This window comes from Leptospira licerasiae serovar Varillal str. VAR 010, assembly GCF_000244755.1.
In the GTDB taxonomy this organism is placed as follows: domain Bacteria; phylum Spirochaetota; class Leptospiria; order Leptospirales; family Leptospiraceae; genus Leptospira_B; species Leptospira_B licerasiae.
In genome coordinates this window covers 390008-414494 of the sequence record NZ_AHOO02000011.1, presented here as the reverse complement: position 1 = coordinate 414494, position 24487 = coordinate 390008, and the positions used below count along the sequence as shown (strand labels likewise).

Here is a 24487-nt window from a genome sequence, read left to right as displayed (position 1 = left end):
CGGCAACGAAAATGTGATTTTACTGTTAGAGCTTTGAGAGAAAGAAAGGTCCGATTTTAGTCCTAGAACATCCTCTTTCTTCCGTTTTGGAATAAATACTTGACCCAACGTTTACTTGTCTATAGCTTCGGTCCGACTACGAGGGATACCGCCCCTAACCTAGATGGAGCCAAACAGCATGGCCTACCAACATAAAGAATTCTTCTTTCAATCTTCCAGAGACAATACCAAATTATACGCCCAAGCGTGGACCAAATCCGGAGCAAATCGTGTAATTGTTTTTTGTCATGGATTCGGAGAACATAGCGGTAGGTATTCCAACCTCATCCAGTATTTTAAGGATAGCGATGTAAATTTTTACGGTCTGGATCTAAGAGGTCATGGTAAATCGGAAGGTAAAAGAGGTCACGCCTCCGGTTTCGAAGCATTTGTAGACGATCTTGCCGACTTTGTGCAAGAGGTACGCAAAAGAGAGCAGAGAGATAAGATCCTACTTTTAGGCCATTCGATGGGTGGAGTGGTGGTCATTCGTTACGCCTTAGAAGGGATCAATCAGGACTATATCTATGGAGTTGTTGCCTGCTCTTCTGCATTAAAGATCCCTACTACTGCATTCCAAAGATTTCAGATCTCTGTAGCAGGTTTTTTGCGTAAGATTGCACCTTCTACCACTTTGGACGCAAACTTAGATACAAGTCTGGTAAGTAGAGATCCTGAAGTTGTCCAGGCGTACATTGACGATCCTTTAGTTCATGGTAAAATTTCGTTCTCTATGGGTTACGAATTGTTCCAACAGGGAGCGATTGCGAACAGAAAGGCGGCGATCCTAAGGACTCCCATCCTCATTCTGCACGGTTTAGCGGACGGGATTGCAGATCCTGCCGGGAGTTTGGAATTTTATAATCATTTAGTTTATAAAAATAAAAGAATGAAGACCTATAAAGGTTTCTATCATGAACTTATGAACGAGCCTGCGGGAGAAAGAGAGAAGGTCCTAAAGGATATCAAAGAATTTATGGATTCTCTGGTTCCTGAAAGGGCAAAGTCTTCCGCTAAAAAGCCAAGTATTAAGAAAGCGGCAAAATCAAAGCCTTCCCCTAAAAAGAAATTAGCCGCAAAGAAGAAATGACACAATCGGATGTTGGAATTCCAACATCCGGTCAGGTATCGATCCTACTACTTATTCTTTTCTAAGTCTATAAGTGATCGTAAAAGAAAGGAAGAATAAGAAAGAAAGAATTCCAATCACACCATAGATTGTTTTTTCGGTGGAGACGAATATGCTCCCGTTATTGATCTCTCTTTCTTGGTTAGCAGTTTCATTGATCGGTTCTCCCCCGATCACGGAAAGAGTGATCTCATATTGAGGTCCGGCATAGCTGACTATATTCGAATTCACATCAGGAGGAGCGTCCACGGAAACAGGGCGTGTCCCCTTTTGTCCGATAAAGGAAACCTGCATGTCTTTCGGTTTGGAGAAGATCACTTTCTCTCCTTCTTGGTTTTCGAATAATAATCTATCTTTAAATTGAGTAGGAGATAGATTGGTGGAAGGGATCACATAACTCACAAACAACTGGGAAGTTCCAGGAAGAATTGCCCGGTCGATCACCCAACCGTTTTTCCCCTTAGTCAACTGGATGGGGATCGCCATCTTATTCGTGCTTTGGGTCAATTGGGCGCTTACTTCTAATGCTTCTTCCGGAACGTAAACTTCTAAAGGATCGTTCGGGTTCTGAAAACTTTTAGGAGGAATAGTATTGTTGGTAAGAATAGATACTTTAGAAATTACTAATACGTCTTTTTCTCTCACTACTTGTAGAAGCGACTTTGTTTTGACTACTGAACGATCCAGGGTTTTATCGTAAACTGTGACCTCTTGCGGACGGGACCTCATCATCGGTACCGGAGGGATCATCTTATTATAATTTACGCCATTATAAGTCACTTGGAGCAATATAGGAAGTCCATCCGGAGCGTTGATCTTAGGAAGTTTAAAACTTCCTCTTACCGGACCCTGCTCAGGAAGAGGCAAGGGCATCATCTGTCTTTCCAAAGCGAATAGACGAATCGATTCTGCGGAGCCCGGTCCGCCTGTACTTCCATTTTTGAGAACTATCTGCAATTCCAGTTCCTCCCCAAACAAGGGAGATAGGCTAAAACATATAAAAAGAGAAAAGAATAGGATTAGAAATTTGTTCTGCATGGGACCGATTCCAATGTTTCTTATCCCCTGAAAAAGGGAAAGTCTTTCCGTTCTGATTCTTGTATCTGAAAACTCTAAAATTGTGGACGAATGTGGGGAATTTCATTAGAAAGGAAGGCCAAGAAACGAAATAAATAGATGAGGCAGTCTTGAAATTATTCAAAAGAATCCTTCTGGTGTTATTAAGTGTTTTCGCTTTATTACTTCTGCTGGTTTATTTTTCCACATTCCATCCATCCGACTTGGAAACAGCCCGAGTAAAATGTGAAGACGGTGCTCCTAGTCTGGAGTCTTCGGAGCCGATCAAGGTATTATCTTGGAACGTGCAATATTTTGCGGGAAGGAATAGAGTGTTTTGGTATGACGTTCCGGATGAAACCGGACCGGATGTTGGACCTTCCAGGCAGGAGATAGAATCTACTCTTAAAAAAGTTGCGAATGTAATCTTAGAAAGAGATCCTGACTTTGTTTTATTTCAAGAAGTGGATGATGGAGCTAAAAAAACGTACTCCGAAAATCAATCTGAAAGAATTCTTCCCTTACTTTCGGATAGATACCCTTGTCAAACGGAAGCTTTTTATTGGAAGGCGGGTTTCGTTCCCCATCCAAAGATCATGGGTTCCGTCGGAATGAAACTCACTATATTCAGTAAATATAAAATTCTTTCCGCTTCTCGCCATCAACTCCCCACGCCTCCTGCAGATCCGATCACTAAACAAATGCAGTTAAAACGGGCTGTCCTAGAAGCATTCATAGAAGTAAAAGATAAAAAACCTTTGGTACTTTTGAATACACATTTGGACGCTTTCTCTATGGGAACGGATACCATGCAGAAGCAGGTTGCATTCATATCTGGATTGTTAGAAAAATTGGATTCTGAAAGATCGGAATGGGTCTTGGCCGGAGATTTTAATCTTCTTCCTCCCGGATTTTCCAGAAAACAATTACATCCTAACGGAGCGTATTTCTATAGTGACGACGAAGAGATCGCTCCTTTATTCAAAAAATGGGATTCGACCGCAAGTTTGGAGGAATTGAACGGACCCAATCAGGAAAAATTTTATACCCATGTGCCTAACGATCCTCAGATTGCAAAGCCGGATCGAACTATAGATTATATGTTCTATTCTAAAGGTTTAACTAAAAAAGAATATGTGGTGTTAAAAGAAGGGGAGGCCTTTGAATCCAGCGATCACCTTCCTTTAGAGGCTACCTTCTCTTTGGAATCTCGTTAATCCGATTGGACAAATCCTTGCTCTTTTCTATGAGGGAAAGAATTTGGAAAAAAAGGAAAGATAGGGCATTATGAGACCGTTTAAAATTCTGGGAGTGCAGCAGATCGCAGTCGGCGGAGACAGTAAGGATAAACTCAAAAAATTTTGGGTGGATACTCTCGGATTGCAAAACATCGGTTCTTTTAGAAGTGAAAAAGAGAACGTAGATGAGGACATCCTACAGATGGGAAAAGGACCTTACGCTGTAGAAGTAGATATCATGGAACCTGTGGATCCGACCAAAAGCCCAAGAGTGAACGATCCAAAGCTGAATCATATCGGACTTTGGGTAGATGATATTCACAAGGCTGTAGAATGGTTGAGCTCACAAGGAGTCCGTTTTACTCCAGGCGGTATCCGCAAAGGAGCGGGAGGTCACGAAGTGACTTTTATCCATCCTAAAGGAAACGAGGAATTTCCACTTTGCGGCGAGGGAGTGCTTATCGAACTTGTACAAGCTCCTAAGGATGTGATAGACGCCCTAGGCTAAGATCTTCTTGCTCTTGTGAGGTCCGAAACTTAAATATTGATCGATCACTTATATTTTAGACGGACTATAACGACGACAAAAAAGGATCTCTTAGGAGATCCTTTCTTATATTAGGATTATTTAATGCCTTGTAGGAAGTAAGTATGCATCGGGCCTTTTCCTTTTACCTCGATCACATTCCTATCTTCGAAATTATACTTATCTTTTAAGGAAAGATACACGGATTCGGAAACATGGATCCTTCCGGTCGCCCCGTGAGATTCCATGCGCGAGGCGGTATTTACGGAATCGCCCCAGAGATCGTACACGAATTTGTTCTTTCCGATCACTCCAGCAACAACCTCTCCGGTATGAAGACCGATACGAACGTTAAACTCGAATTCCAGCTCAGGCTTTAATTCATCTAAACGATGGATCATATCCAATGCAGCCTGGGCGGCCTTATGAGCGTGGTCTTCCGTCGGAACAGGAATACCGCCGGCCAACATATAACAATCGCCTATTGTTTTAATCTTTTCTAATTTATATTTGTCGGCGATCACGTCGAACTCAGTAAAAATACGGTTCAAGATCTCTACAAGTCTGGTAGGAGTTTGGATTTTAGTGGTAAGTTTGGAAAATCCGACTATATCGGCGAATAATACGGTGGAAGAAGGAAAATAATCCGCGATAACACCTTCTCCTCCTTTTAAACGATCCGCGATACTTCTAGGTAGAATGTTCAGAAGTAAGTTTTCGGATTTCTGTCTTTCTTCTTCTATACTTTTGTTCAGGACTTCGATCTTTTCCAAAGAATCCTTTAATTCTTTGTTTCTTTTGGAAAGTGTTCTGTAGGCGTCCGCGTTATCCACACCGATTGCCACATAGTTCGCCAAGGTCCTTAGAATATTCAGTTGGTTTGGCTGAAATGCGTTTTTGGAATAACTATGGACTGTGAGTATCCCGATCAGGCGTTCTTCTACCTTGAGAGGAAAGTATAACGCAGATTGGGAGTTTTCTCCGAAATGTTTTCTGATATCCGCTAAATAATTAGGATAATCTTTTTCGATATCCAGTGTGATCAGTTCTTTTTGTTGTTTAACGCAATAAGAAGAAGGGTTGTCTTCTTCCAAAGAATCTACAGAAGGTGCGGGGACATATCGACCGTCTATTACGCAAAATTTATATTTGATCTCTTTTTTTTCTTCGTCGTAGGTCCCGAATGCGAGAACATCCATTGGAACGATGGATTTGGTATTCTCATATACGGATTGTATGATAACTTTCGGTTCGAGCGAAGAAGTGATGATCTTTCCGATCTCAGTTACAAGTTTGAGGTCCATATAAGCGGCCTCTAACATTATATTAGAATCGGTTAATGCTTCCTGAGTTTTGAGAAGTCTATGCTGGGTGGAGTCCCCGATCTTCATGATCTTTGAAGATTGTTTGAGAAGGGACTCGTAGGATCCTACAAGGGTTTTTAATTTTTGTTTAGGATCCTCTTTGGTATTCGAATCTTCTAAAAAAGCCTGAGCGTCCGAGAGAAGTTTAAATTCCTGCTCGAAAAAAGTATTCTGCTCTTTCGAAGTTTCGTTCTTTTCCACTTGTGCCGCACGAAAGAAATCTTATTTATAAGATTTCATTTTGAAAGGCAGGGACAAATCGGAAGAGAATTCCTCTCCGGTTTCCTGCATGTCTTCGTCGTCTTCTTTATAAAGCCACTCGACTTCCACCTTTCCGCCTTTGTCATGATATTTCTGGAGATTGTCTAGAATGTCCATGATCACTTTGGAAGAACTGGTGTTAAAATAATCCATTTGAAAACGGAACTGGATCTGTTTGTTTGCAGCTTGGATCGCAGACAACCAATCAAAGACTGGTTTGTAAAACGCCATTGCGTTTTCAGGATAAGATTCTCCGATAATTTCCGCGAGCCCCTTGTCCGATTCTAAGATGATTTCCGGTGAAGTTTTAGTCTGTTGTATATGTAAGGATTCCATGATTAGTTTTCCTTCGTAAAGAATGCGGAGATTGTAAAAAAGGACAGTTTACCATCCAATTTGTCGAAACGAAACACCAGAGGTCCGTCTGACTTCCTGGCGATATCGATTAATCCCACACCTGCTCCTTTGCTATCTTCCGGCCTCTCCGATCTAAGTTGCTGTTGGTAGAAGGACTTTAATTCGTCCTTACTCATGGAGTTGATTTTTTGGATCCTTTCGGTCAAAAACTCGATCTTCTCGTTTAGTACCAAATTTCCCGAAGCAACATGGTAGCCAACCGAATTTTCCCTTACTATGAGGATACCTACGCCTGCATCTTTCTGCTCTTCGTTAATTTTTCGCTCAGCGGAGTAGTGCAGCATATTTTGCGCTAATTCAATAAATACCGCAAAAATTTTTTTTATTTTGGATTCCGTGCTCAAAGAAGTCCGGATCATAGATCCTAATTCGGTTAGAACTTCCTGGGACAGTCTGCCCTTAAAGGATACGAGCAGATTGTATTCGCTGGTTTCCTGATAAGTCTTAAATAGATTTATGACTTCATTTTCCATCTTCAGCATCTTCCTTTTTCAGAAACATCTCCTTATCTTCCCCCCAGTATTATGCCGACTAGTGTTATGTCGTCCCGTTGGGCCTCTCCGTTTTGGTGGGCTAACAGGAAGGATTCTAAACGTTCTTTTTGTTCTTCACCGGAAAGATGTTCTATCCCGCTTAAGAAGTTTAACAATCCTTTGGTACCAATTTTTTGTCGGTCAGGATTCGGCTGGTCCATAAAACCGTCCGTGGTTAAATAAACACTCGTACGTATTCCTTTTTCTAAGGGAATGGAGTGTGTAGTAAATTTTCGCGTTTCTTCTTTTTGCCTGCCGCCGATCGAGAATCTATCTCCTTTAATTTCGGTCAAGACTCCGCCTTTTCCAATAAAAATAGGCCGTTTTGCTCCCGCAAAGTATAAATTGTTTCCTTCGATCTTTAGTAAACAAAGATCCATTCCGTCTCTGGAATTTGTCTGGTCCATGTCCTGTTTGAGGGCTTGTCTTACCTTTTCATGCAGTTGTTCTAAAATAGATCCCGGATCCGTAATGCCGATTTCGTTCACGATCTGATTAAGCAAAGTATTTCCAATCATGGACATAAGAGCTCCCGGAACTCCGTGCCCGGTACAATCTACTGATGCGATATATATTGCATCTTCCTGTTTTGAAAACCAGTAAAAATCTCCGGATACTATATCTTTCGGACGGAATACCACAAAATAATCTGAAAGTGAGCTTCCCAATACTTCAGAAGAAGGTAAAATAGCCTGCTGAATATTCAATGAATATGTAATACTATCCGTAATATGCTGGTTTTTTAATGCCAGATCGTCGTTGGCTTGAGCTAATTCTTTCGTTCTTTCTGCGACCTTGCTTTCCAAATTCGCGTAAAGTAATGCATTATCGATGGAAATCGCTGCCTGGGAAGATAGGATGGAGATAGTCTGAAGTCTATCCGAAGTGAATGCCGCCTCGGAAAGATTATTCTCCAAATATAATATACCTATCAGTTCTCCTTGCTTGATGATCGGAGAACATAGAACGGATTTTGTTTTCCTTTCTCTAATATACGGATCCTTGTTGAACTTTTCGTCAGCAAATGCGTTACGCAGCACCAGATCTTCTTTGGTTCTCTCCACGTAATAGATAACGCTAATCGGTATATTTTTGCTTTCTTGGATAGGTATCCCTTGGAGTACTCTGACCTCGTCGTCCGTTGTGCTACCTTCCGCTTCCACGAAAAGTTTTCCGTCCCTTCTCAGGATCATGACACCTTTTTCCGCGCCTACGTTCTCTATGGAGATCTGCATCAAGGTATCCAATAAGGATTCAAGTTTGATCTCCCCGGAGATTGCGGTGGAACTTTTCAGAATGGATTGGAAATCTAAAGTTTGCCCTGAATAAACTTCCGTTGCGGAAGCTGTCCTTGTGCTTAAAGTCCCGATTGTACGGGTAGTGCGGAAAGTATCTCTTCCTTTTTCTCGGATGAATTCCGGGAATTTTGCTTTGAGAAGCTCCTGCTTTTTCGTGGCTCCCCATCTTCCGTATTTTTGGTAAGCTTCTGCGATGTACTGGGATCCGATCTTGGCGCTTCCTTTGGAGAACCAGAATTTGGATGCGAGTTCCGCCGCTAAAGCCTCGTCATTATAATATTCGTTTTTGCCGGCAAGTTGTACGGCTTGTTCGTAAGTTTTAGCAGCTTTCCAGTTTTTGTATTCTAATCTTGAAAGTTCTGCTTCTACCAAAAGATATTTATGTTCGAAGTTTTCAGGCGCGTTTTCTGAAAGTATTTTTAGTTTCTGTTGGTTCTTCTTAATCCTTTCTAAGAACTTAGCCTTTTGTTCTTGGGTAGAAAGTTTGTAATTTGCAGCCATTGCCAAAGAATATAGATATGCATGCTCTTCTACAGCGATCTGACCGGAGATGAATCCTAACATACTTTCCGATTCTTCCAACTCTTTCAATGCACTTTCCGCTTCTCCATAGCTGAGAAGAGTTCTGGCTTTCATTATCTTAAAAAGACAAACAGGGAAGGGACTCTGGTGAGAATTACATAGTTCTATATAATCATTCTCGCTCATTTCATCTGTGGAGAATTCCAAATGGGAAGGAGTTTTTCCTCTTAGATTGGATACCACCAATGCGGATGCGAGAACGGTATCGATCGCTAAGTTATTTTTTACCTTACGGGTGAATTTTAAAAGACCGTCTATTTTAGGTTTTACTAATTCTAGATTTTTGGATTGAAGGACCACATTCACTGCGTCGTTCATTGCGCAGTAACCGCCGTGAAGAAATTCTCCGGATTCTAAGCTGGCTTGGATCCCTCTATGATTGATCTCTTCCGAATATTTTAAATGCCTTACGAAAGGAGTCGTATAGTTTGCGAGAATATTTGCGGCTTTGGTGATACCGCTCGGGTTTTTATACTTTTCGCTGACCTTAATGGCAAGTTCCGCGAATTCGTAACCTCTTCTATATTGTTGGAATCCTGAAGTGAGAAGGATCGCATACATGGAATATCCGTACGGATCGGAAAGGTTTCCATACTTCAAAAATAGATTTACCATCTTTAAGGAAACGATCGGAAAAAGCGATAACGCGAAATTGTAAACTGTGGGAATAGCGCTGATCAAAAGATTCACCGCCATGATCTGTTCTTGTTTCTGGATCAGTGGGAGGTCCAACAAGGAGTCCACAGTCTTTCCTTCCAAGGCCTTGTTTACGATCTCTATCTCTTCTTCGGTGACTTTTTCATGATCTTTTTCAGGAATATCCACACCTAAAGGTTGGAGAGCCTTGATGATCATAGGAAGAGCAAGGTCGAATTTTCCAAGAGCGGAATATTGGATGATGAGAAGATTACAAGCGTCCGCTTTTTCGATCGGAGATCTTGCGTATTTCAAAAGTGTATCTATAGTTTTTTGAGAATCGTCAAAATTTCCGGTAAGGTATTGGGTTTCGCCTAATTCTCTAAAGATAGAATAACAAAGCTCATACTTGGCATTCCAGAGAGCGTCATCTCCTTGAGAAGCTTCCGGAAGTAAGAAGAGTAGCTCTCTTGCCTTTGCTATATATGATAGGGCAGGTTTGTATGCGGTGGAATTTTTGGCCTTCTTCCCAGCGATTAAATCAAGCTGGGCCAGCTTCAATTTTTCGGCAGGTTCGGTGATAAGACCCGAGCCGATATTCATATGATTTGCAATATCGAAAATATTGTCTTCGATATGCTTGGTATCCGCTCCTTCTATCAGGAACCTTCCTAATTGTAAGCGGATCTTCTTTTTCTTTTCTTCTTCTATGATTTCGTAAGCCGCTTGTTGGACTCTATCGTGCTGGAATCGGAAAGTTACCGTTTTAGCAGTTTGGTAATTTTTGTCCTTATTCGCAGCAGTTTCTTCGAAAGATTCTGCAAGGCGATAATTTTCTCCGATCGGAACGATCAATTCTTCCGCGATCGTTTCCTGCAAAGAACTAAGGGCCGTTTTATAATCCGTTTCTAAAATTCTGGTGAGAAGCGCCAGATCGAAACTACTCCCGATACATGCAGCCAATTCCAAAGTTTCTTGGATCTTAGGAGAAAGTTTACGGATCCTATTCACTAAAAGTTCTACAACGTTATCCGAAATTTTAGTGTTTCTGATCTTGGCGATGTCCCATTTCCAGACTCCTTCTCCCGGTTTTCCGGAACCCTGGTCGAAATAGACGGAGTCTTCCTTGGCGAGTTGTTTCAGAAGTTCCCCGATAAAGAAAGGGTTTCCTCCGGTTTTGGAATGAACGATCTCTGCGAGTTCGGCGGTTTTATCTTCCGAAATATAAAGACTGTCGGAGAGTAATTGTCTTACGTCCTTTAGAGCCAAAGGTTGAAGAACGATCTTATAAGGATCCAATCCCTCTTTTTCCAAAGTGTCCAATAATACTTGGAAAGGATGGGCGGAGTCCACCTCGTTGTCTCTGTAGGCCAATATGATGAAAAGATAATTTACTGTTACGTCTTCCATTAGATTTTTTAGAAGTTCTAAGGAAGCGGTGTCCGCCCACTGCATATCGTCCAGGAAGATCGCAAGCGGATGATCGGGACTTGCAAAAACCTTGATAAAGTTTTGGAATACTATATAAAAACGGTTTGCATTTTCTTGCGGACCAAGTTCAGGGACAGGATCCTGTTTCCCAATAATGATCTCGAGTTCCGGGATCACGTCGGTAACTACTTTTCCATTGGCACCGACCGCTTTTTTGATCTTACTCTTCCAGGCCTCGATCCTTTCCGGAGATTCTGTTAGGATCAATTCCACCAAGCTGGAAAATACTTGGATAATGGCGGAGAATGGGAGGTTACGATTGTACTGGTCGAATTTTCCCGAGATAAAATAACCTTTGGATTCCGTGAGAGGCTTATTGATCTCTTTTACAAGTGAGGATTTTCCCACACCTGAATAACCTCCGATCAGAACCATTCTGGATCTTCCGTTTGTGGCAACGGATTTGAATTCGTCCAAAAGTGTTTTAATATACTCGTCCCTTCCGTAAAGTTTCTGAGGGATCTTGAATTCGGTGGAAAAATCGGTTTGGGCAAGAGGGAAAGAAGGAAAATCGGTCTTTTCTTTCCAAAGAGCGTATGCCTTCTCCAAATCTCCTTGGAGCCCTCTTGCAGTTTGGTATCTATCTTCCGCATTTTTTGCAAGAAGCTTCATTATAATTTCTGAAAGTACTGTAGGGATCTCCGATCTTGCTTCCTTAGGAGATGCAGGGATCTTTGCCAAATGAGAATGTACTAATTGTAAAAGATCGTCTCCGTCGAACGGCAATTTTCCGAGCAACATCTCATAGTAAGTGATCCCTAAAGAATAAAAATCGCTTCTGTAATCTACGGAACGGTTCATCCTTCCTGTTTGTTCTGGAGAAACGTAATGGATGGAACCTTCTAGAATATTCGGCGCAGACCAGGAAGTCTCTTCCTTATTCAATCTGGTGGAAATTCCGAAGTCTATGATACGGACTTGTTTTTCATCCTTATTGAATATTATATTTTCCGGCTTTAAGTCCTTATGTATGATCTTTTTGGAATGGATCTCGCTCAGCCTTTCCGCCAGTTGGATTGCGATCGGGAAAAAGTCCGAAAGGGTCATCGGCTTTTTGGAGATAAAATCCTTTAAGGAACCTCCAGGCACGAAGTCCATAAAAAGTGCGAACCCATCTTGCAGTTTTTCGAATTTGATCGGTTTAACAAAATAACCGGAAGAAAGTAAATTTAGGATCTCGAATTCATTCCTAAGATTGACCACCGAAGGATGTAATTCGTCCAAAACAGGAAGAAATTTGATGATAACGGACTTGCTGTCCTCTTTACGAACAGCTTTATAAACTTCGGACGCAGATTCGGCATTCAGTCTTTCTTTTAGTTCGAACCCTGTTACGATCATCCTTCTACTTCACCTTTATTTTTATATTATATTCTAAATATCGAATTTTCAGAGACGATACAAAAGACCGCCCCAATAAAATCCGGCTCCAACCGCAGGGGAAAGGATTAAATCGCCTTTTTTGACGATCCCTTTATAATAATATTCGGATAATACAATTGGAATGGATGCGGCGGAAGTATTTCCTACTCTTTCGAAATTCAAAAGTATTTTTTCTCTAGGAAATTTTGTTCTTTTAAGAACGTCCTGGACCACAACGTCCGTTCCTGGATGTGGAATGACCCAATTTATATCCTCTAATGAGACATTATTTTTCTTTAATAGATCATCCATCGCAGAAAGCGTAAGATCCGCGGCGTTGGTCACAAGTTCCGGATAACTTTTTACGTAAAAATTCGGCCCTGGTCCTGTTTCTATGATGCTGGCAAGATCCCCGTCATCCTTTAGGAAGGAATCTATAATTCCGAATTCTTTGTTTCCGGTATACTCCAGTAGGACTCCAGCAGCCGCATCACCCGCAGTAAATTCTCCGTAACCGCCCATTCTGGTCCTAACGGAAAATCTTTCGCTACCGATCACGAGCGCGTTCTTAAATTTACCACTACTTAAGAATGCTGATCCCATTTGAACACCGTGAACGAATCCAGTGCAAGCGGTAGAAATATCGAATGCTAATGCGTTGGAAGTTCCTGCAAGTTTGGAAGCCTGAGGAGCCAGATCCGGCAAATAAAGGCGATCCGTCCAGTTGGCCAGAATGAATAAGTCCACATCCTCCGGTTTTTTTCCCGCGTCTTTTAGGATCATTTTGGAGGTTTCTGCAGCCATGAACTGGGCGGTCTCTTTTTCGTTTGCCCTTCTTCTTTCCGTTACACCTATGTTGCCGATGACTGCTTTTTCGGCGGGATGCATTTCAGGATATTTTAATCTAGGGCGAATTTCATCGTTAGTGACGATCCTTTCCGGGAGATAATGTCCGATCCCAGTAATCGCCACCCCGTTCGAAACTAGGTTTTTAGAATTCGCCATGGATCAATACTCCTTTGGTCCATAATAAATTTCCAGTCATAATTCCAATCTTTTGCTTCATCTTTATCATACTTAAGGCAAACGGGTATACACCATAAACTGTTCTGTATAAATTCTTTCCGGATCCAACTCTCTAAGAGCAGTCAATTCGTCGGAATTGACTGCTGGTTCTTGAGTGATCGGAAGTTCCTCGTCAGGAGGGAGCCAAAGTGTGTATCTTAGAACGGCTTCTTCCGATTCCATCTCCTCGTCGGATGCGGGTGCAAGCCAGGAACTCAATTCGAAAGGATGGTCCGAAAAAGAAGCCCTTTGGAATCTACCGAATTGACAAACTGCTTCTACCACTCTGTCTCCGGGAGAAGTGATATGTTTTACTTTTCTCACAAATCTAAAACGGTTTGCCTTAGCTACTACGATTGTGTCCGCAGTGGATACGATATCGTTCGCTCCTCCCGAACCTACTAAGAAGTTTCCTTTTCCATCTAATACTGAGTTTATATTTCCAAACCAGTCTACTTCCGCAGCGCCGATCACTCCCAAACAATCATCCGGTACGATCGTTCCTAATATGCTCACGATATCGGACAACATGGAACAATGCTCGGTATGAAGTTGGCTGAAAAGAAAAACATCACCGGCAAAAGGTTTCATTCCGTAAAACCCAAGTTCTGCGACGATATTGATATGGATCCCTTCTTTTTCCAGAAGTTTGGCCGCTGTCCAAGCAGCCATATGTGCGGCTCCGATCCCCGCGAGAATTGTTTTGTATCCTTTCGTCTTGACCTTCTCTATGATCGCTCTTGCGGCAAGAATGATCATCTGTTCCGAATCGTTTACCGTTTTAGGATTTTCGGGAGAAGAGAGAGAATGTTCCGGAGGAGTCATCTTCAAACGTCTAAGCCTAACTTCTCCTATCAGGTCCAGATATTCTTCGTGACCCCCGGACAACATTACATTTTCTTTATACCATTTTTCTGCCTTAGCGGGAATGCTTACCGCCTTATTGGCCTCCATTTGGAATTCGTAATCATCCAAATAAGATTCCACACCTTCGAAAGCAGGGATCTCCGGAAAATCCTGCACTCTTAATGATTGAGGATGAGCTCCAAATCTTGCCGGAGCTATCCCTAAAACTTTTGAACTAGGTATATGTACTAGTTCGGGAGGAACTGTTCCTCTTGGTACGATCTTTTCCACGGTAGCGATCACACCTTTTGTGGCTGCAAGCGCGCCCCAGGCTCCTTCCCCTCCCGGTTGAGAAAGTACAATGTTTCCGTCTTCGTCCGCCACTACTCCATGGACCAATGTGATGTCCGGGCAGAGAGGAAGAAGTACTACCATGTCTTTTTCTTTGGTCCCTCTGCTTTCCGAATCTAGATGAGGACTTGCAGCTTCTCCGTAAGGATTTCCTTCGGTAGGTTTATGATATAAGAATGCAGTCTTACCTAACTTGTCCGTAATTAGGTCGGATCCTACCAAAGAGTTGGAAACAAAACCGGGAAGTTTCATGGCTCCCGCCATTAATCTTTGTACCAGAGTGAGAAGGGACCAAAGTTCCAACTCGAAAGGTTTTCCTCTCATCAAGTCTTTATACAAACTGTTTGGACTAGGCTTAGGATAATTATCTCCCGCAAAACCTGTGATCATCTTTTTTACGATGCCGGAAAGAGCTAAACAATGAGCGCTGGAATGAATACCAGCGACGCTGATGGTGAACTCAGGATCCGTTCCTTCAAAAACTCTGGAGAGAGAATAGATAAGTGCGTTTGGCCTAGACATGGTAGTGGCCAAGTGTAAGTACATACCGGGCTTGACAAATTCCCGTACAAGGGAATCAGGATCGGAAAGAATCTTAGTAGTTAGATGTTTCGATTCTTGTGGCATTCGTTTATTTTGTAGAAAAGCCCGGACAAAAGGCATTTTCACCAAAGGTTAAATTTTTGACGGAAAAAAGGCCGAATTCATACGAAATCAACGCGAAAATACTGTCAAATCGTGAGTTTAAATCCCATGACATTTCGCATATAAAGACTAACATCGTTTAATGCGAGTGTTTACTAAGTCGGATGGATTAGGCCTCTCTTTTTTGCCAGACTCCGGTATAAAAAATTTCAGATCTTCCCTTCAATCTCGGTGATACGATAGACCCGGCCTTTAAGATCGGATTTCCAGGCTCCGATACTAGGATGGAACCCTTCGAAAAGAGAAGCTAAAATGTCGGAAGCCACCAAAGAGTCTTTTACATTCAAGACAGAACTAGTTGTCCGCAGATCGGATACTAGAAGCGCAACTGTGGTGGGTGGACTTTATGTTTCTCATCTAACATACGAAACATTTATCCCTCTCGTAAACGAAGTATTCGATGCATTCTTAGAATCGAATTCTTGGTCCAAGGCAAATATTGCGGGAGCAAATATCATTATTCCTAAAATGGAAGTGGAATATAGATCCGAAGCGAAGGCAGGGGACGTTTTGGAATTTTCCGCAGGAATTTTTAATTTAGGAAAGAAGTCCTGCGAGTTACATGTTTCCGCCTCTCAAAAAGTTTCCAAAGAAGAAGTAGGGCTTGCGAAAATTTCTCTAGTATTCTTCGACTATGTTTCTAAAAAGACCTTAGAGATCCCCTCCGCATTTAGGGCGAAATTCGAAGTATGAATTCCATGGCGCAGAATCCTCAGTCAGAAGCTGAGTTCCCATCGGAATATTATTTTTCGACGGAAATACCGATCCGTAAGATCGATCTTAGTTTGGACATACATGTTTCTTTTGCAAGTATACTCGATCTTGTAATGGAAGCTCATCTTCAATTCTTCCAATATCTGGGTTATTCAGTCACCGACATACATGGAAATAGTATCATATTCGCGAATGCTTCCATTCAATACCAGGGAGAATTATTATATAAAGATAAAGTGATTATAGACGTTTCTTTGGATAATTTCGGGGAGAAGTCTTTCGATCTGTATTTTAGGCTTTCTAAAAAGAATCGAGCGGAGAAGGTCTCCGTCGTGAAGATTAGGGTCTTATTCTTTGATTATAAACAAAGGAAAGTAGTTCCTGTGCCTTCTGAATTTAAAAATAAATTCGACGCAGGCAAATACATCAAGATGCAAAGTCCTGAGATCGGAAAAGAGATCTCGAGTGCTGTTGGTCCGGATGGATTCGTATTCGGATTTCGTAAACTGGAAGTGTGGAATCTATCACATGTTTTCCTTCTTCATTTATACGAACTTTGTGAGAGTTGGAAAGGAAAAGTAGAGCCAAGTCTTTTGGAACATATCAGATCTATTTCCTCTTTATTACCTGTTAGGATTGCGGGGGCTTGGGGAACAAGGATACGCGCCGAAAAAGTAAAAAATATACTAAGAGCAAAAGTGCATTTGGAAGAGTTAAGATATCTTTTGATCTTAGTAGCGGATCTTGGAAAAGTGGACCCTTCCCAAGAGTTGGAAGATCTTCAGACAATTAATTCTCATCTCAAAAAATATCTGAATAAAGTTAGGACCGGAGAAACTAGAAAGATCCGATGAAAGATAAGGTCGCATTAGTAACAGGCGGGAACGCAGGGATCGGAAAAGCGATCGTACTGGAATTCGTTTCCAGAGGTGCAAAGGTTATATTCTGCGGAAGAAGAGAAGAAGAAGGACAAAAAACTGCGGAAGAAATTTCCAAACTGGGTGGAAAGGTAAAATTCTTTCGTTGCGATGTCTCCGATGATTCCCAAGTAAAAGAATTGGTGCAAAGAGCGGAGTCTGAATTCGGGGGACTCGACTACGCAGTGAATAACGCTGCAGTTGGAGGACTTGCGATTGATCTACATCAATATCCCGAGAAAGTTTGGGACAAAGTGATCGCAGTAGATCTAAAAGGAACCTGGCTCTGTATGAAACATGAAATAGAACTTCTCTTAAAAAGAGGAGGTGGGTCTATCGTAAATGTTTCCTCTATCGCAGGGTTAGTCGGCGCAGATTGGAAAGTGGCTCCATATTCTGCAGCAAAACATGGAGTAGTTGGACTAACAAAATCCGCAGCATTAGAATATGCTGAAAAAAAGATCAGAGTGAACGCGGTTTGTCCGGGATTTATTCGAACGGAAATGTTAGAAGGCCTGTTCCATTCTTCGTCTGATCCAAGGGAGGCCGAGAAAAAAATCACCAGATTGCATCCGGTCAATCGACTTTCCGAACCGAGTGAAGTGGCAAAAGCGGCGGTTTGGTTATGTTCTGAGGAAGCTTCTTTTATCACAGGCGTGGCGCTTCCCGTAGACGGCGGCTATACTGCTAAATAAAAACGTAATCTTTTTTCTTGTAGGAAAGTTTGGATGAGTCAAAATTGCGTAATTCCGTTTCGAGAATTCTAAGCGGATTTTCCGGTCAAAAAAAATATGAAACTCCGGTATTATGCAATCACGGACAAAGGAAACTTTCGTTCTCATAACGAGGATTCTTTTTTAGCCGCAGATAGTTTGGTATGCGGCCAAACTCATGGTGAATCGGAAACAGTCCGTATATTAGACACGGAAGAATCTTCCGGACTATTCGCGTTAGCGGACGGCTTAGGCGGGCATGAGGCCGGAGAGATCGCAAGCAGGGTCGCGTTAGAAAAACTTGCTTGGATGGAGAAAGCGATCCGCCCCATCGAAGAATTACCTTCCTCCGGTTGGAAAAACCTGATCCGCAAAATTAACAACGAAGTAAACGCATACGGAGAATCCATAGGAAAACCCAAGATGGGAACCACTTTAGTCGGTTGTCTTTTGGGAAGAAGAAAGTCCTGGATCTTCAACGTAGGGGATAGCCGTCTTTATCATTTTACAAAGAACGGGCTAAGCAAAGTAACGGTAGACCATAATATCGGCGAAGAACTGGGGTCCAGTTACGGCAGAAATCTTTTGACCAGTTGTATCGGCGGCGGAACAAAAAGTATTGAAGTGGATACATTCGACTATTCCGGAAAATTGTCGCCGGGAGATTTTATACTGATCTGCACGGATGGTCTCACTGAGGTCCTGAACATTGACCAGATAGAAAAGATCCTGAGAGAACATGAGGACCTAAGAGAAACCTGTAGAATACTTTCCGAAGAAGCGAATTTACGACTTACTAGAGACAATCATACGATTGTCATCATACGGATAGATTCGGTTTGAATGATGAATCGTAGCGGTTACCTTTTCCGCCGAATATCATAAGCCGGAAGAATAAGCCCCTTCTAACAGAAATCGGGCGGTCAATCGGAAGAATAGATCCCCGTTATCCGCCTCCTCTAATTGATACACCAAAGGCAAATCCGATTTCCTTGCTATTTCAAAAAAACCTAAACCGGCACCTTTACTTTTTTCCGGCCTGTCGGAACGGATCTGTTCATTGTATCTTTGTTTGAGTTCTTCTTGGGAAAGTTTTTTAGTTTCTTCTAATTTACCTTTTAAGAATGCAGCTTGTTCGGGAGTGATCGCGTTCCCACAATTCAATTCCCAGTTATGCGCCTTTCTTCTTAAAACTAAAATGCCTATCCCGCTTTTTTCGTCTCTTTCTATCGAGTAATGGGCAACATTCTGGGCCATTTCCACAAATACTGTGAGGATACGGTTCTTTTTCTTTTCTCCTTCCAATTTTTCTTTTAGAAGATCGTTTAAGGAGGAAATGGTAGTCTCAGAAAAAGGTCCCTTATAAAGAAGAGCTACTCCAGTCCTTTTAAGAACATTATATTGTTTTGATAACTGCATATACCCCTCAAAACTCCGGAGCCGCCAAACTTACGAATGAAGATTGGCTTCCGATCGCGAACGCCATGGAAATGGCATATCTGATTTTCGCTTTTCTGGCTCCTTCTGCGACATGGTCATGATCGCATTCCGGATCCGGATTCTCCAGATTGATTGTAGGACATAGAATCTGGTTTTTCAACATCAGAGAAGTTGCCGCTACGTTGATAATTCCCGCAGCTCCGAATGTATGGCCGAATATCGGCTTGATGGAACCTACAGGCGCCCAATGGAATTTCGGACGACCCTCATATAGATGGCCTATCGCACGACTCTCCGCCAAATCGTTATTATGCGTTGCAGTTCCGTGTCCGCAGAAATAATCTATATCTCCCAAACGAAGTCCGCTGATCTTCATCAAATGCCTGAGACCGGTTGTGGCTTTTTTGCCGGTTAAATCCATTCTCATCGCGTGGTCCGCTTCATTGTAACTATAAGTTCCCAAAACTTCGGAATAGATCTTAGCACCTCTTTGTAATGCTCTGTCCAATCTTTCCATTACGAGAACGATTGCACCCTCTCCCAATAGAAACCCGTCTCTATTTATATCGTAAGGGCGAATTCCTTTTTTAGGATTATCTTTTTCCAAAGACATAACCCTGCTCATCGGATCGGAATACATCATCATTAGAGTTTTGAGAATCGGAAATTCATGACCTCCGGCATACATAACTTCGGCTCTACCTTTACGTATGGCTTGGTAACATAAACTGATCGCATGATGCCCGCCCACACAAGCTGCGGATACGGTGGTAACAAACCCTTGGATATTTGCGTTAATCGCCGTTAAATTGGTCGGGTTAGAAGCCATAGAAGTGAGAACTGAGTAACGATCGAACACGTTATGATCCTTTTCTTCTAAATATTTTCTCCATGCAAAATCCCACCAAGCCATAGACGCTCTGGAAGAAGAATCTATAAAGCCGACTTTACTGGGATGTAAATCTCCTTTAGATATACCCGCATCCTTATTGGCTTCTTCCATGGCGGCCATCAAAGCCAAAGTCTCCGTATTATAATTTTTAGAATATTTATCGCTCAGATCGGGTAGATGTTTCTTCCAGTCGAACGTATTCATCTCTCCCGCAACTTTGATCGGGAAGTCCTCGGTAGGGAAACGAGTGATAAAATCCAGTTGGGATCTTCCTTCGGAAAGATTTGTCCAAAAGTCTTGTACTGAAAAGGTGTTCGGAAGAATGACTCCGATACCAGTGATGACTACCCGAGAGTTTTTTCCGTTTTTAGATTTATCCATAGAATAGCGGGTTTAGAAATTACCTATGTTGGTTAGATTTGGAAATAAAAAAATCATTTCGAAACGTATTGGACGCAAAAAAGGGAGAAAATTCTCATAAAACCGTAAATACATGGGCAAAATGAGGATAAGTTTCTCTGATTGTGAAAATTCGCCCGGAAGTCCCTCGGATATGGTTAGGTCGCTGATTAGGGATACATGAAAAACGGTTTTCCGTTCTACCCGGGATATTAATATAGCTAAAAAATTTCCAAAGGGAATCCTATGAAATATATAAAAAATCTAATGTTATTATCGACTGCAGTTTTTATCGCAGTCAATTGTTCCAAGTCGCCTGAGCAAAAAATCCTGGAATTAGGGCCTAGATTCCAATTAGCATTTTGTTCTAAGATCATAGAATGTGGAAAGGGGGAGATAGAAAAGATCCCGCCTAAATACAGAAATACTCTTCCTACGTTTTTACAATCCCAAGAAGCATGCGTTACTTATTTTAAGGAAAATTTCGACCAAGCAAGGGGACAAAGAAAGTTAAAGAGAGAGGAGGCGACTCCCGAAATGGCTCAAGAATTTGAAAACTGCGTTTCTGCTCTTGAAAAGTCCAGTTGTGAGTTGTTCCAAAAGAAAGAAACAAAACAACTCGGTGTTCCAGGTTGCGAAGGTCTTCCTAAGATCGCTCAACCGGATATTCCCTAAAATTTTCCGGTTTTTATTCCTTCTCTGATTGTTGGATCCGTATCGGGATAAAAATCCAAAATTCCGAACAGGTCATACATGAATTCAGAAGAATTAAAAAAAATCCAAACTCCTTTAAAAGACAAATACCGCGAGGCCCCGGACTCCGCAGTTTATACATTAAAAGCAAAAGGTAAATTAGGAGAAGGGATCTCTTGTAAAGTAGAGACGGGTAGGGCCATGGCGGATGCTGGACTTCATCCAGCGACTGGTGGGAACGGAATGCTCGCTTGTTCAGGAGATTTACTCTTAGAAGCATTAGTTGCCTGTGCGGGTGTAACGTTAGGTGCAGTTGCAACTTCTATAGGAGTTAATATCAAAGAAGGGTTTGTAAGAGCGGAAGGGGATTTGGATTTTCGAGGAACTTTAGGGGTTTCTAAAGATATTCCGGTAGGTTTCAAAGATATCAGACTATTTTTCGATTTGAATTCGGATGCCGATCAGGAAAAGACCCAGACTTTATTAAAACTTACGGAAAGATACTGCGTAGTTTATCAAACGATTGTTTCCGGAACTAAGATCAATACTGAGATCAAAAATAGTCCCGTTCTTGCGTGATGATCTATTTGATCTTTTCTTTTTCGGTAAAAGACCAGTACACGTAAAGTATAGCCGTCAAGATCCCAAGTGCGACCATCTGTCCTAAATGAACGGTGGTTGCATATACTAAACCTTCCGAACTTTCCCTACCTAATAGAACGAATCCGGAAGTGATAGAAGCATGATATACTCCAGCTCCTGATGGTGCAGAAGGTACCATCACACCCACGGCTCCGCAGAACATAATAAATACGGTTTCCAAAGGACTTAAATGGATCCCGACTAAGTATTGTAAAAGAGTATAATGGAGCGCATATCCTAGAAGCCAAGTACAGGCGGTCAGAACTCCATAACTGGAAACATTACGAAAAGTTAAAAAACTCCCCAATTCCTCTACTTGGGGCGCGAGTTTTTCGGAGAAAAATTCCTTTTTTCCTATTTTAGAGAATAAGAACTCTCCGAAAGAGATGAGGTGTTTGTGAAATAAACGAACGATTATGAGTGCGGAAAAGATCCCGAAGATACCGAGCAAAGGAAATAGTATTTTGGTTTCGGACCCGTTCACTCCTAAGATAAAAAGTGCACCGAGTCCCGCGCAGAATATGAAGGAGAAGTCCAGGACCTTTTCTAGAAAGATACCGCTCACCAAACTTCCGTAACCTATATTTTCCCCTTTTTTGCAGAGATAAAGACGGAAGATATCTCCTCCTCTTGCAGGTAAAAATTGATTGGCTCCCACCCCGATATAAGCCGAAAGAAGTGCGGTTCGGAACGGAACTTTTTTGCCGAGTAGTAAATACCATCTCCAAGAGAATAGAAGTAATCCCCAAAGAATAGCGATGAAGAATGGAATTAAGAAGATAGGTTTCCATCTTTCTAGGATGGAATCGAATCCGGAAAGATCGAGGTTCCAGAATAGGAAACCGAGTGATAAAGCGCTAATACCGAATCCGAGTAATAATTTTTTCAAAATAGATCCTCGTTACAGATCAGCCCGGAGGCCATTTCATTTGTCTTCCACCCAATACATGGAAATGAAGATGGAATACTGTTTGGCCGCCAAGTAAGCCCATATTGTTCACAATGCGGAAACCTTCTTTGTTCAAGCCCAAGGATCTCGCGATCTCAGTGGCTCTGTATAAAATTTCTCCAAGAAGAGCTTTATCCTCCGCGCTGGTGTGGTCTATGTCCACGATATGTTTTTTGGGAATGACTAGAAAATGAGTAGGGGCCTGGGGAGCAATATCATGAAAAGCGAATAGATTATCATCTTCGAAAACGATATTGGCCGGGATCTCTTTGTTGATTAGTTTACAAAATATACACGAATCTGTCATGTTTTATTGTCCAAACATAAACTTGCGGCTCCCAGGGCGCCGGTGACCGATTTTCCCGGAAGGATCTTTACGTATTCTTTGAATATGGGAAAAATGATTTCTCTCACTCGGTTTTCAAGTCGTTTTCCGAAAAAGGAGTAAGACTTGGCTATTCCTCCGGACAGTACTATATGTTCCGGATTGAGTAAATGGATCAGATTGCGGATCAGTTGTGCTAAACTTTCTATCCCTTCTTCCAGGATCTCGTTCGCTTCCTTATGATGTTTTGAAGCTAGATCGAATAGGGTTTCTACATCCTGAAGTTTGGATCCTGTCTTTTCTAAAAATCTAGAAGAGAATCCGCTTGCGCTGAAGTAGGCCTCTGCACATCCTCTTTGACCGCAACCGCATAACGCTCCACCTGGATGGATCGTAGTATGTCCAACTTCCATGGAATTTCCAAGATATCCGTCGAATAGTTTTCCTTCGAAAACCCAGCCGCCGCCTAGTCCGGTCCCTAATGTGAGAACGACCAGATTGGGAGAAGTTTTGCCTTCGCCGAACCAATACTCTCCTAAGGCTGCACAGTTCGCGTCGTTATCGTAATAAACCGGAATGTTGAATTTCTTCTTTAAGAAATCGACTAAGGGAACGTGCTTTAACAAGGGAAGATTGGCAGAAGAGATCAATATTCCATTTTCTTTATCTATTGGACCTGGACTTCCGATCCCTATACCTAGTACCGAATCTTTGGAACCTGCGATAAGTTCCGAGATCTGTTCTTCCAATACGGACAAAAAATGATTAGAATCCATTTCCGGTCCCGTCTTTCTATCTGAATGGGAAATTATTTTGCCGGAACGATCCGTAAGGCAGGCTTTAATACTTTGGGCGCCGATATCCACGCCTATAATAAAACTCATTTAACGACTCTGGTAAAACTTCCTTCTCTCATTTCGTAGATCGTCTTTGCATCGAATGCAAGATTCATATCATGGGTCACGAGTAGGATCGTTAGTCCTCTTGAATTAAAATCGGAGAGAAGTTTACGTACTAATTCACTGTTTTCCGGATCCAAGTCTCCGGAAGGTTCATCTGCGAGAAGTATTTCAGGTTCATTGATAAGAGCCCTTGCGATTGCAGTCATTTGGATCTGCCCACCGGAAAGACTACTTGGGAGTTGGCTTCTTATCGTATGAAGATTCAAACTAGAGATTAGATATTCGCATTTTTCTCTGTATTCCTGTTCCTCGAATTTTCCTACGAGCAAGGCAGGCAGAAGAATATTCTCTTCCACGTTTAGATGGGAAACCAGTTCTGAAAATTGGAAAATTAGTCCTATATTTTTTGCCCTGAACCTGGCGAGCTCCCCTTTGGTCATAGAGGAAAGTTTTAAAGTGTCGAAGTAGATCTCTCCGGAGCTACTGGACAACATTCCGGTGATCATGGAAAGAAGAGTGGTTTTTCCCGAACCGGAAGGTCCCACGATCGCGACATAGTCGGATTGATTGATGTCGAACGATATTCCGTTTACCGCTTTGGTGGAACCGTAATGTCTGGAGAGATTATTGATCCGTAAGATCATTTTCCCCTCCGTATCGATCTATAAGGATCAACCAATGTATATAAATAGGCGACCAGGGCGCTGATCCCGCCTATTAGAATGGTTTCGGAACCTAGACTTGCGATATAGTCTAGAGGAGAGACCAATTCGGACTTTCCGATAGGGACAAAAACGCTTAAAATTAAAGAGAATAAGAACCCGAACCCGTGGATGATCCAGAGTTCTACGGTTTGTAGGAGTACGACCCCCTGTCTATTCCCGCCTACAGCCATCATAATCCCGTTATCCCCGGAACGAGTCATGACCCGGACTATGCTCATAAAAATTAAAGCAAGGGCACAAAGAGATAAAACCAAGTACGGAGAATTCAGAAATAGAT

The 24487-nt window shown here is 42.1% G+C and carries 23 protein-coding genes; 9 read left to right on the top strand and 14 right to left on the bottom strand.

Annotated elements, in window-relative coordinates; genetic code table 11:
* The first annotated feature begins 178 nt into the window (after positions 1 to 178).
* Positions 179 to 1129: an alpha/beta hydrolase gene (locus LEP1GSC185_RS14455; protein WP_008594343.1), complete on the top strand. Its 951-nt coding sequence runs from the start codon at positions 179 to 181 to the stop codon at positions 1127 to 1129.
* A gap of 51 nt (positions 1130 to 1180) precedes the next feature.
* Here the strand turns inward: LEP1GSC185_RS14455 and LEP1GSC185_RS14450 are convergent, their stop codons facing one another.
* Entirely contained in the window at positions 1181 to 2206 is a 1026-nt protein-coding gene (locus tag LEP1GSC185_RS14450; protein ID WP_024864017.1) for a hypothetical protein, read from the bottom strand.
* Positions 2207 to 2355: 149 nt separating this feature from the next.
* On the opposite strand from LEP1GSC185_RS14450, the gene LEP1GSC185_RS14440 reads away from it, so the two are divergent.
* On the top strand, positions 2356 to 3441 hold the full coding sequence (locus LEP1GSC185_RS14440; protein ID WP_008596981.1) for an endonuclease/exonuclease/phosphatase family protein: 1086 nt from the start codon (positions 2356 to 2358) through the stop codon (positions 3439 to 3441).
* Positions 3442 to 3511: 70 nt separating this feature from the next.
* On the top strand, positions 3512 to 3970 hold the full coding sequence (locus LEP1GSC185_RS14435) for a VOC family protein (RefSeq protein WP_008594118.1): 459 nt from the start codon (positions 3512 to 3514) through the stop codon (positions 3968 to 3970).
* Positions 3971 to 4086: 116 nt separating this feature from the next.
* Here the strand turns inward: LEP1GSC185_RS14435 and LEP1GSC185_RS14430 are convergent, their stop codons facing one another.
* From LEP1GSC185_RS14430 to LEP1GSC185_RS14405, 6 genes are all read right to left on the bottom strand, one after another.
* The gene (locus LEP1GSC185_RS14430; RefSeq protein ID WP_008595544.1) at positions 4087 to 5553 is read right to left on the bottom strand and encodes an adenylate/guanylate cyclase domain-containing protein; all 1467 of its coding nucleotides are present in this window, start codon (positions 5551 to 5553) and stop codon (positions 4087 to 4089) included.
* 21 nt (positions 5554 to 5574) lie between these two features.
* Entirely contained in the window at positions 5575 to 5949 is a 375-nt protein-coding gene (locus tag LEP1GSC185_RS14425) for a DUF1987 domain-containing protein (protein WP_008594487.1), read from the bottom strand.
* A gap of 2 nt (positions 5950 to 5951) precedes the next feature.
* Positions 5952 to 6503 carry a SiaB family protein kinase gene (locus LEP1GSC185_RS14420; protein WP_008595640.1) on the bottom strand — a complete coding sequence of 184 codons (552 nt, stop codon included), beginning with the start codon at positions 6501 to 6503 and terminating at the stop codon, positions 5952 to 5954.
* A 32-nt stretch (positions 6504 to 6535) separates the two neighbouring features.
* Positions 6536 to 11911: an AAA family ATPase gene (locus tag LEP1GSC185_RS14415; RefSeq protein ID WP_008595866.1), complete on the bottom strand. Its 5376-nt coding sequence runs from the start codon at positions 11909 to 11911 to the stop codon at positions 6536 to 6538.
* Positions 11912 to 11959: 48 nt separating this feature from the next.
* Positions 11960 to 12937 (bottom strand): ketoacyl-ACP synthase III, encoded by a 978-nt coding sequence (locus LEP1GSC185_RS14410; protein WP_008593558.1) that lies wholly within the window; start codon positions 12935 to 12937, stop codon positions 11960 to 11962.
* 72 nt (positions 12938 to 13009) lie between these two features.
* Positions 13010 to 14821, bottom strand: coding sequence for a CoA-transferase (locus LEP1GSC185_RS14405; RefSeq protein ID WP_010515867.1), 1812 nt, complete (start codon positions 14819 to 14821; stop codon positions 13010 to 13012).
* Positions 14822 to 15151: 330 nt separating this feature from the next.
* Here LEP1GSC185_RS14405 and LEP1GSC185_RS14400 point away from each other — a divergent pair, with 330 nt between their 5' ends.
* From LEP1GSC185_RS14400 to LEP1GSC185_RS14385, 4 genes are all read left to right on the top strand, one after another.
* On the top strand, positions 15152 to 15592 hold the full coding sequence (locus LEP1GSC185_RS14400) for an acyl-CoA thioesterase (protein ID WP_008597046.1): 441 nt from the start codon (positions 15152 to 15154) through the stop codon (positions 15590 to 15592).
* Positions 15593 to 15597: 5 nt separating this feature from the next.
* Positions 15598 to 16467 (top strand): four helix bundle protein, encoded by an 870-nt coding sequence (locus tag LEP1GSC185_RS14395; RefSeq protein WP_008595890.1) that lies wholly within the window; start codon positions 15598 to 15600, stop codon positions 16465 to 16467.
* A complete protein-coding gene (locus tag LEP1GSC185_RS14390; protein WP_008594348.1) occupies positions 16464 to 17225 on the top strand; it encodes an SDR family NAD(P)-dependent oxidoreductase in 762 nt (253 codons plus the stop codon). The genes LEP1GSC185_RS14395 and LEP1GSC185_RS14390 overlap by 4 nt, the downstream gene beginning before the upstream one ends.
* Positions 17226 to 17321: 96 nt before the next feature.
* The gene (locus LEP1GSC185_RS14385; protein ID WP_008595137.1) at positions 17322 to 18086 is read left to right on the top strand and encodes a PP2C family protein-serine/threonine phosphatase; all 765 of its coding nucleotides are present in this window, start codon (positions 17322 to 17324) and stop codon (positions 18084 to 18086) included.
* A 36-nt stretch (positions 18087 to 18122) separates the two neighbouring features.
* Here the strand turns inward: LEP1GSC185_RS14385 and LEP1GSC185_RS14380 are convergent, their stop codons facing one another.
* Both LEP1GSC185_RS14380 and LEP1GSC185_RS14375 read right to left on the bottom strand, forming a co-directional pair.
* Entirely contained in the window at positions 18123 to 18662 is a 540-nt protein-coding gene (locus tag LEP1GSC185_RS14380; protein ID WP_008595145.1) for a SiaB family protein kinase, read from the bottom strand.
* Between the two features lie 7 nt (positions 18663 to 18669).
* Positions 18670 to 19956 (bottom strand): beta-ketoacyl-[acyl-carrier-protein] synthase family protein, encoded by a 1287-nt coding sequence (locus LEP1GSC185_RS14375; protein WP_008595590.1) that lies wholly within the window; start codon positions 19954 to 19956, stop codon positions 18670 to 18672.
* Positions 19957 to 20220: 264 nt separating this feature from the next.
* Between LEP1GSC185_RS14375 and LEP1GSC185_RS14370 the strand changes: the two genes are divergently transcribed.
* Both LEP1GSC185_RS14370 and LEP1GSC185_RS14365 read left to right on the top strand, forming a co-directional pair.
* Positions 20221 to 20649, top strand: a complete 429-nt coding sequence (locus tag LEP1GSC185_RS14370; protein WP_008595652.1) for an LA_2478/LA_2722/LA_4182 family protein — start codon at positions 20221 to 20223, stop codon at positions 20647 to 20649.
* 78 nt (positions 20650 to 20727) lie between these two features.
* Positions 20728 to 21246: an OsmC family protein gene (locus LEP1GSC185_RS14365; RefSeq protein WP_008594603.1), complete on the top strand. Its 519-nt coding sequence runs from the start codon at positions 20728 to 20730 to the stop codon at positions 21244 to 21246.
* A 4-nt stretch (positions 21247 to 21250) separates the two neighbouring features.
* Here LEP1GSC185_RS14365 and LEP1GSC185_RS14360 read toward each other — a convergent pair whose 3' ends face one another.
* The 5 genes from LEP1GSC185_RS14360 to LEP1GSC185_RS20205 are packed head-to-tail and all read right to left on the bottom strand — an operon-like array spanning position 21251 to position 24410.
* Positions 21251 to 22198, bottom strand: coding sequence for a lysylphosphatidylglycerol synthase transmembrane domain-containing protein (locus LEP1GSC185_RS14360; protein WP_008594560.1), 948 nt, complete (start codon positions 22196 to 22198; stop codon positions 21251 to 21253).
* A 19-nt stretch (positions 22199 to 22217) separates the two neighbouring features.
* A complete protein-coding gene (locus LEP1GSC185_RS14355) occupies positions 22218 to 22565 on the bottom strand; it encodes a histidine triad nucleotide-binding protein (protein ID WP_008595386.1) in 348 nt (115 codons plus the stop codon).
* On the bottom strand, positions 22562 to 23467 hold the full coding sequence (locus LEP1GSC185_RS14350) for an ROK family protein (protein WP_008595657.1): 906 nt from the start codon (positions 23465 to 23467) through the stop codon (positions 22562 to 22564). The genes LEP1GSC185_RS14355 and LEP1GSC185_RS14350 overlap by 4 nt, the downstream gene beginning before the upstream one ends.
* Positions 23464 to 24129 (bottom strand): ABC transporter ATP-binding protein, encoded by a 666-nt coding sequence (locus tag LEP1GSC185_RS14345; RefSeq protein WP_008594711.1) that lies wholly within the window; start codon positions 24127 to 24129, stop codon positions 23464 to 23466. Before LEP1GSC185_RS14345 ends, LEP1GSC185_RS14350 begins: the two co-directional genes overlap by 4 nt.
* Complete coding sequence (locus LEP1GSC185_RS20205; protein WP_232298506.1) at positions 24126 to 24410, bottom strand: hypothetical protein; 285 nt, start codon at positions 24408 to 24410, stop codon at positions 24126 to 24128. The genes LEP1GSC185_RS14345 and LEP1GSC185_RS20205 overlap by 4 nt, the downstream gene beginning before the upstream one ends.
* Between the last annotated feature and the right edge of the window lie 77 nt (positions 24411 to 24487).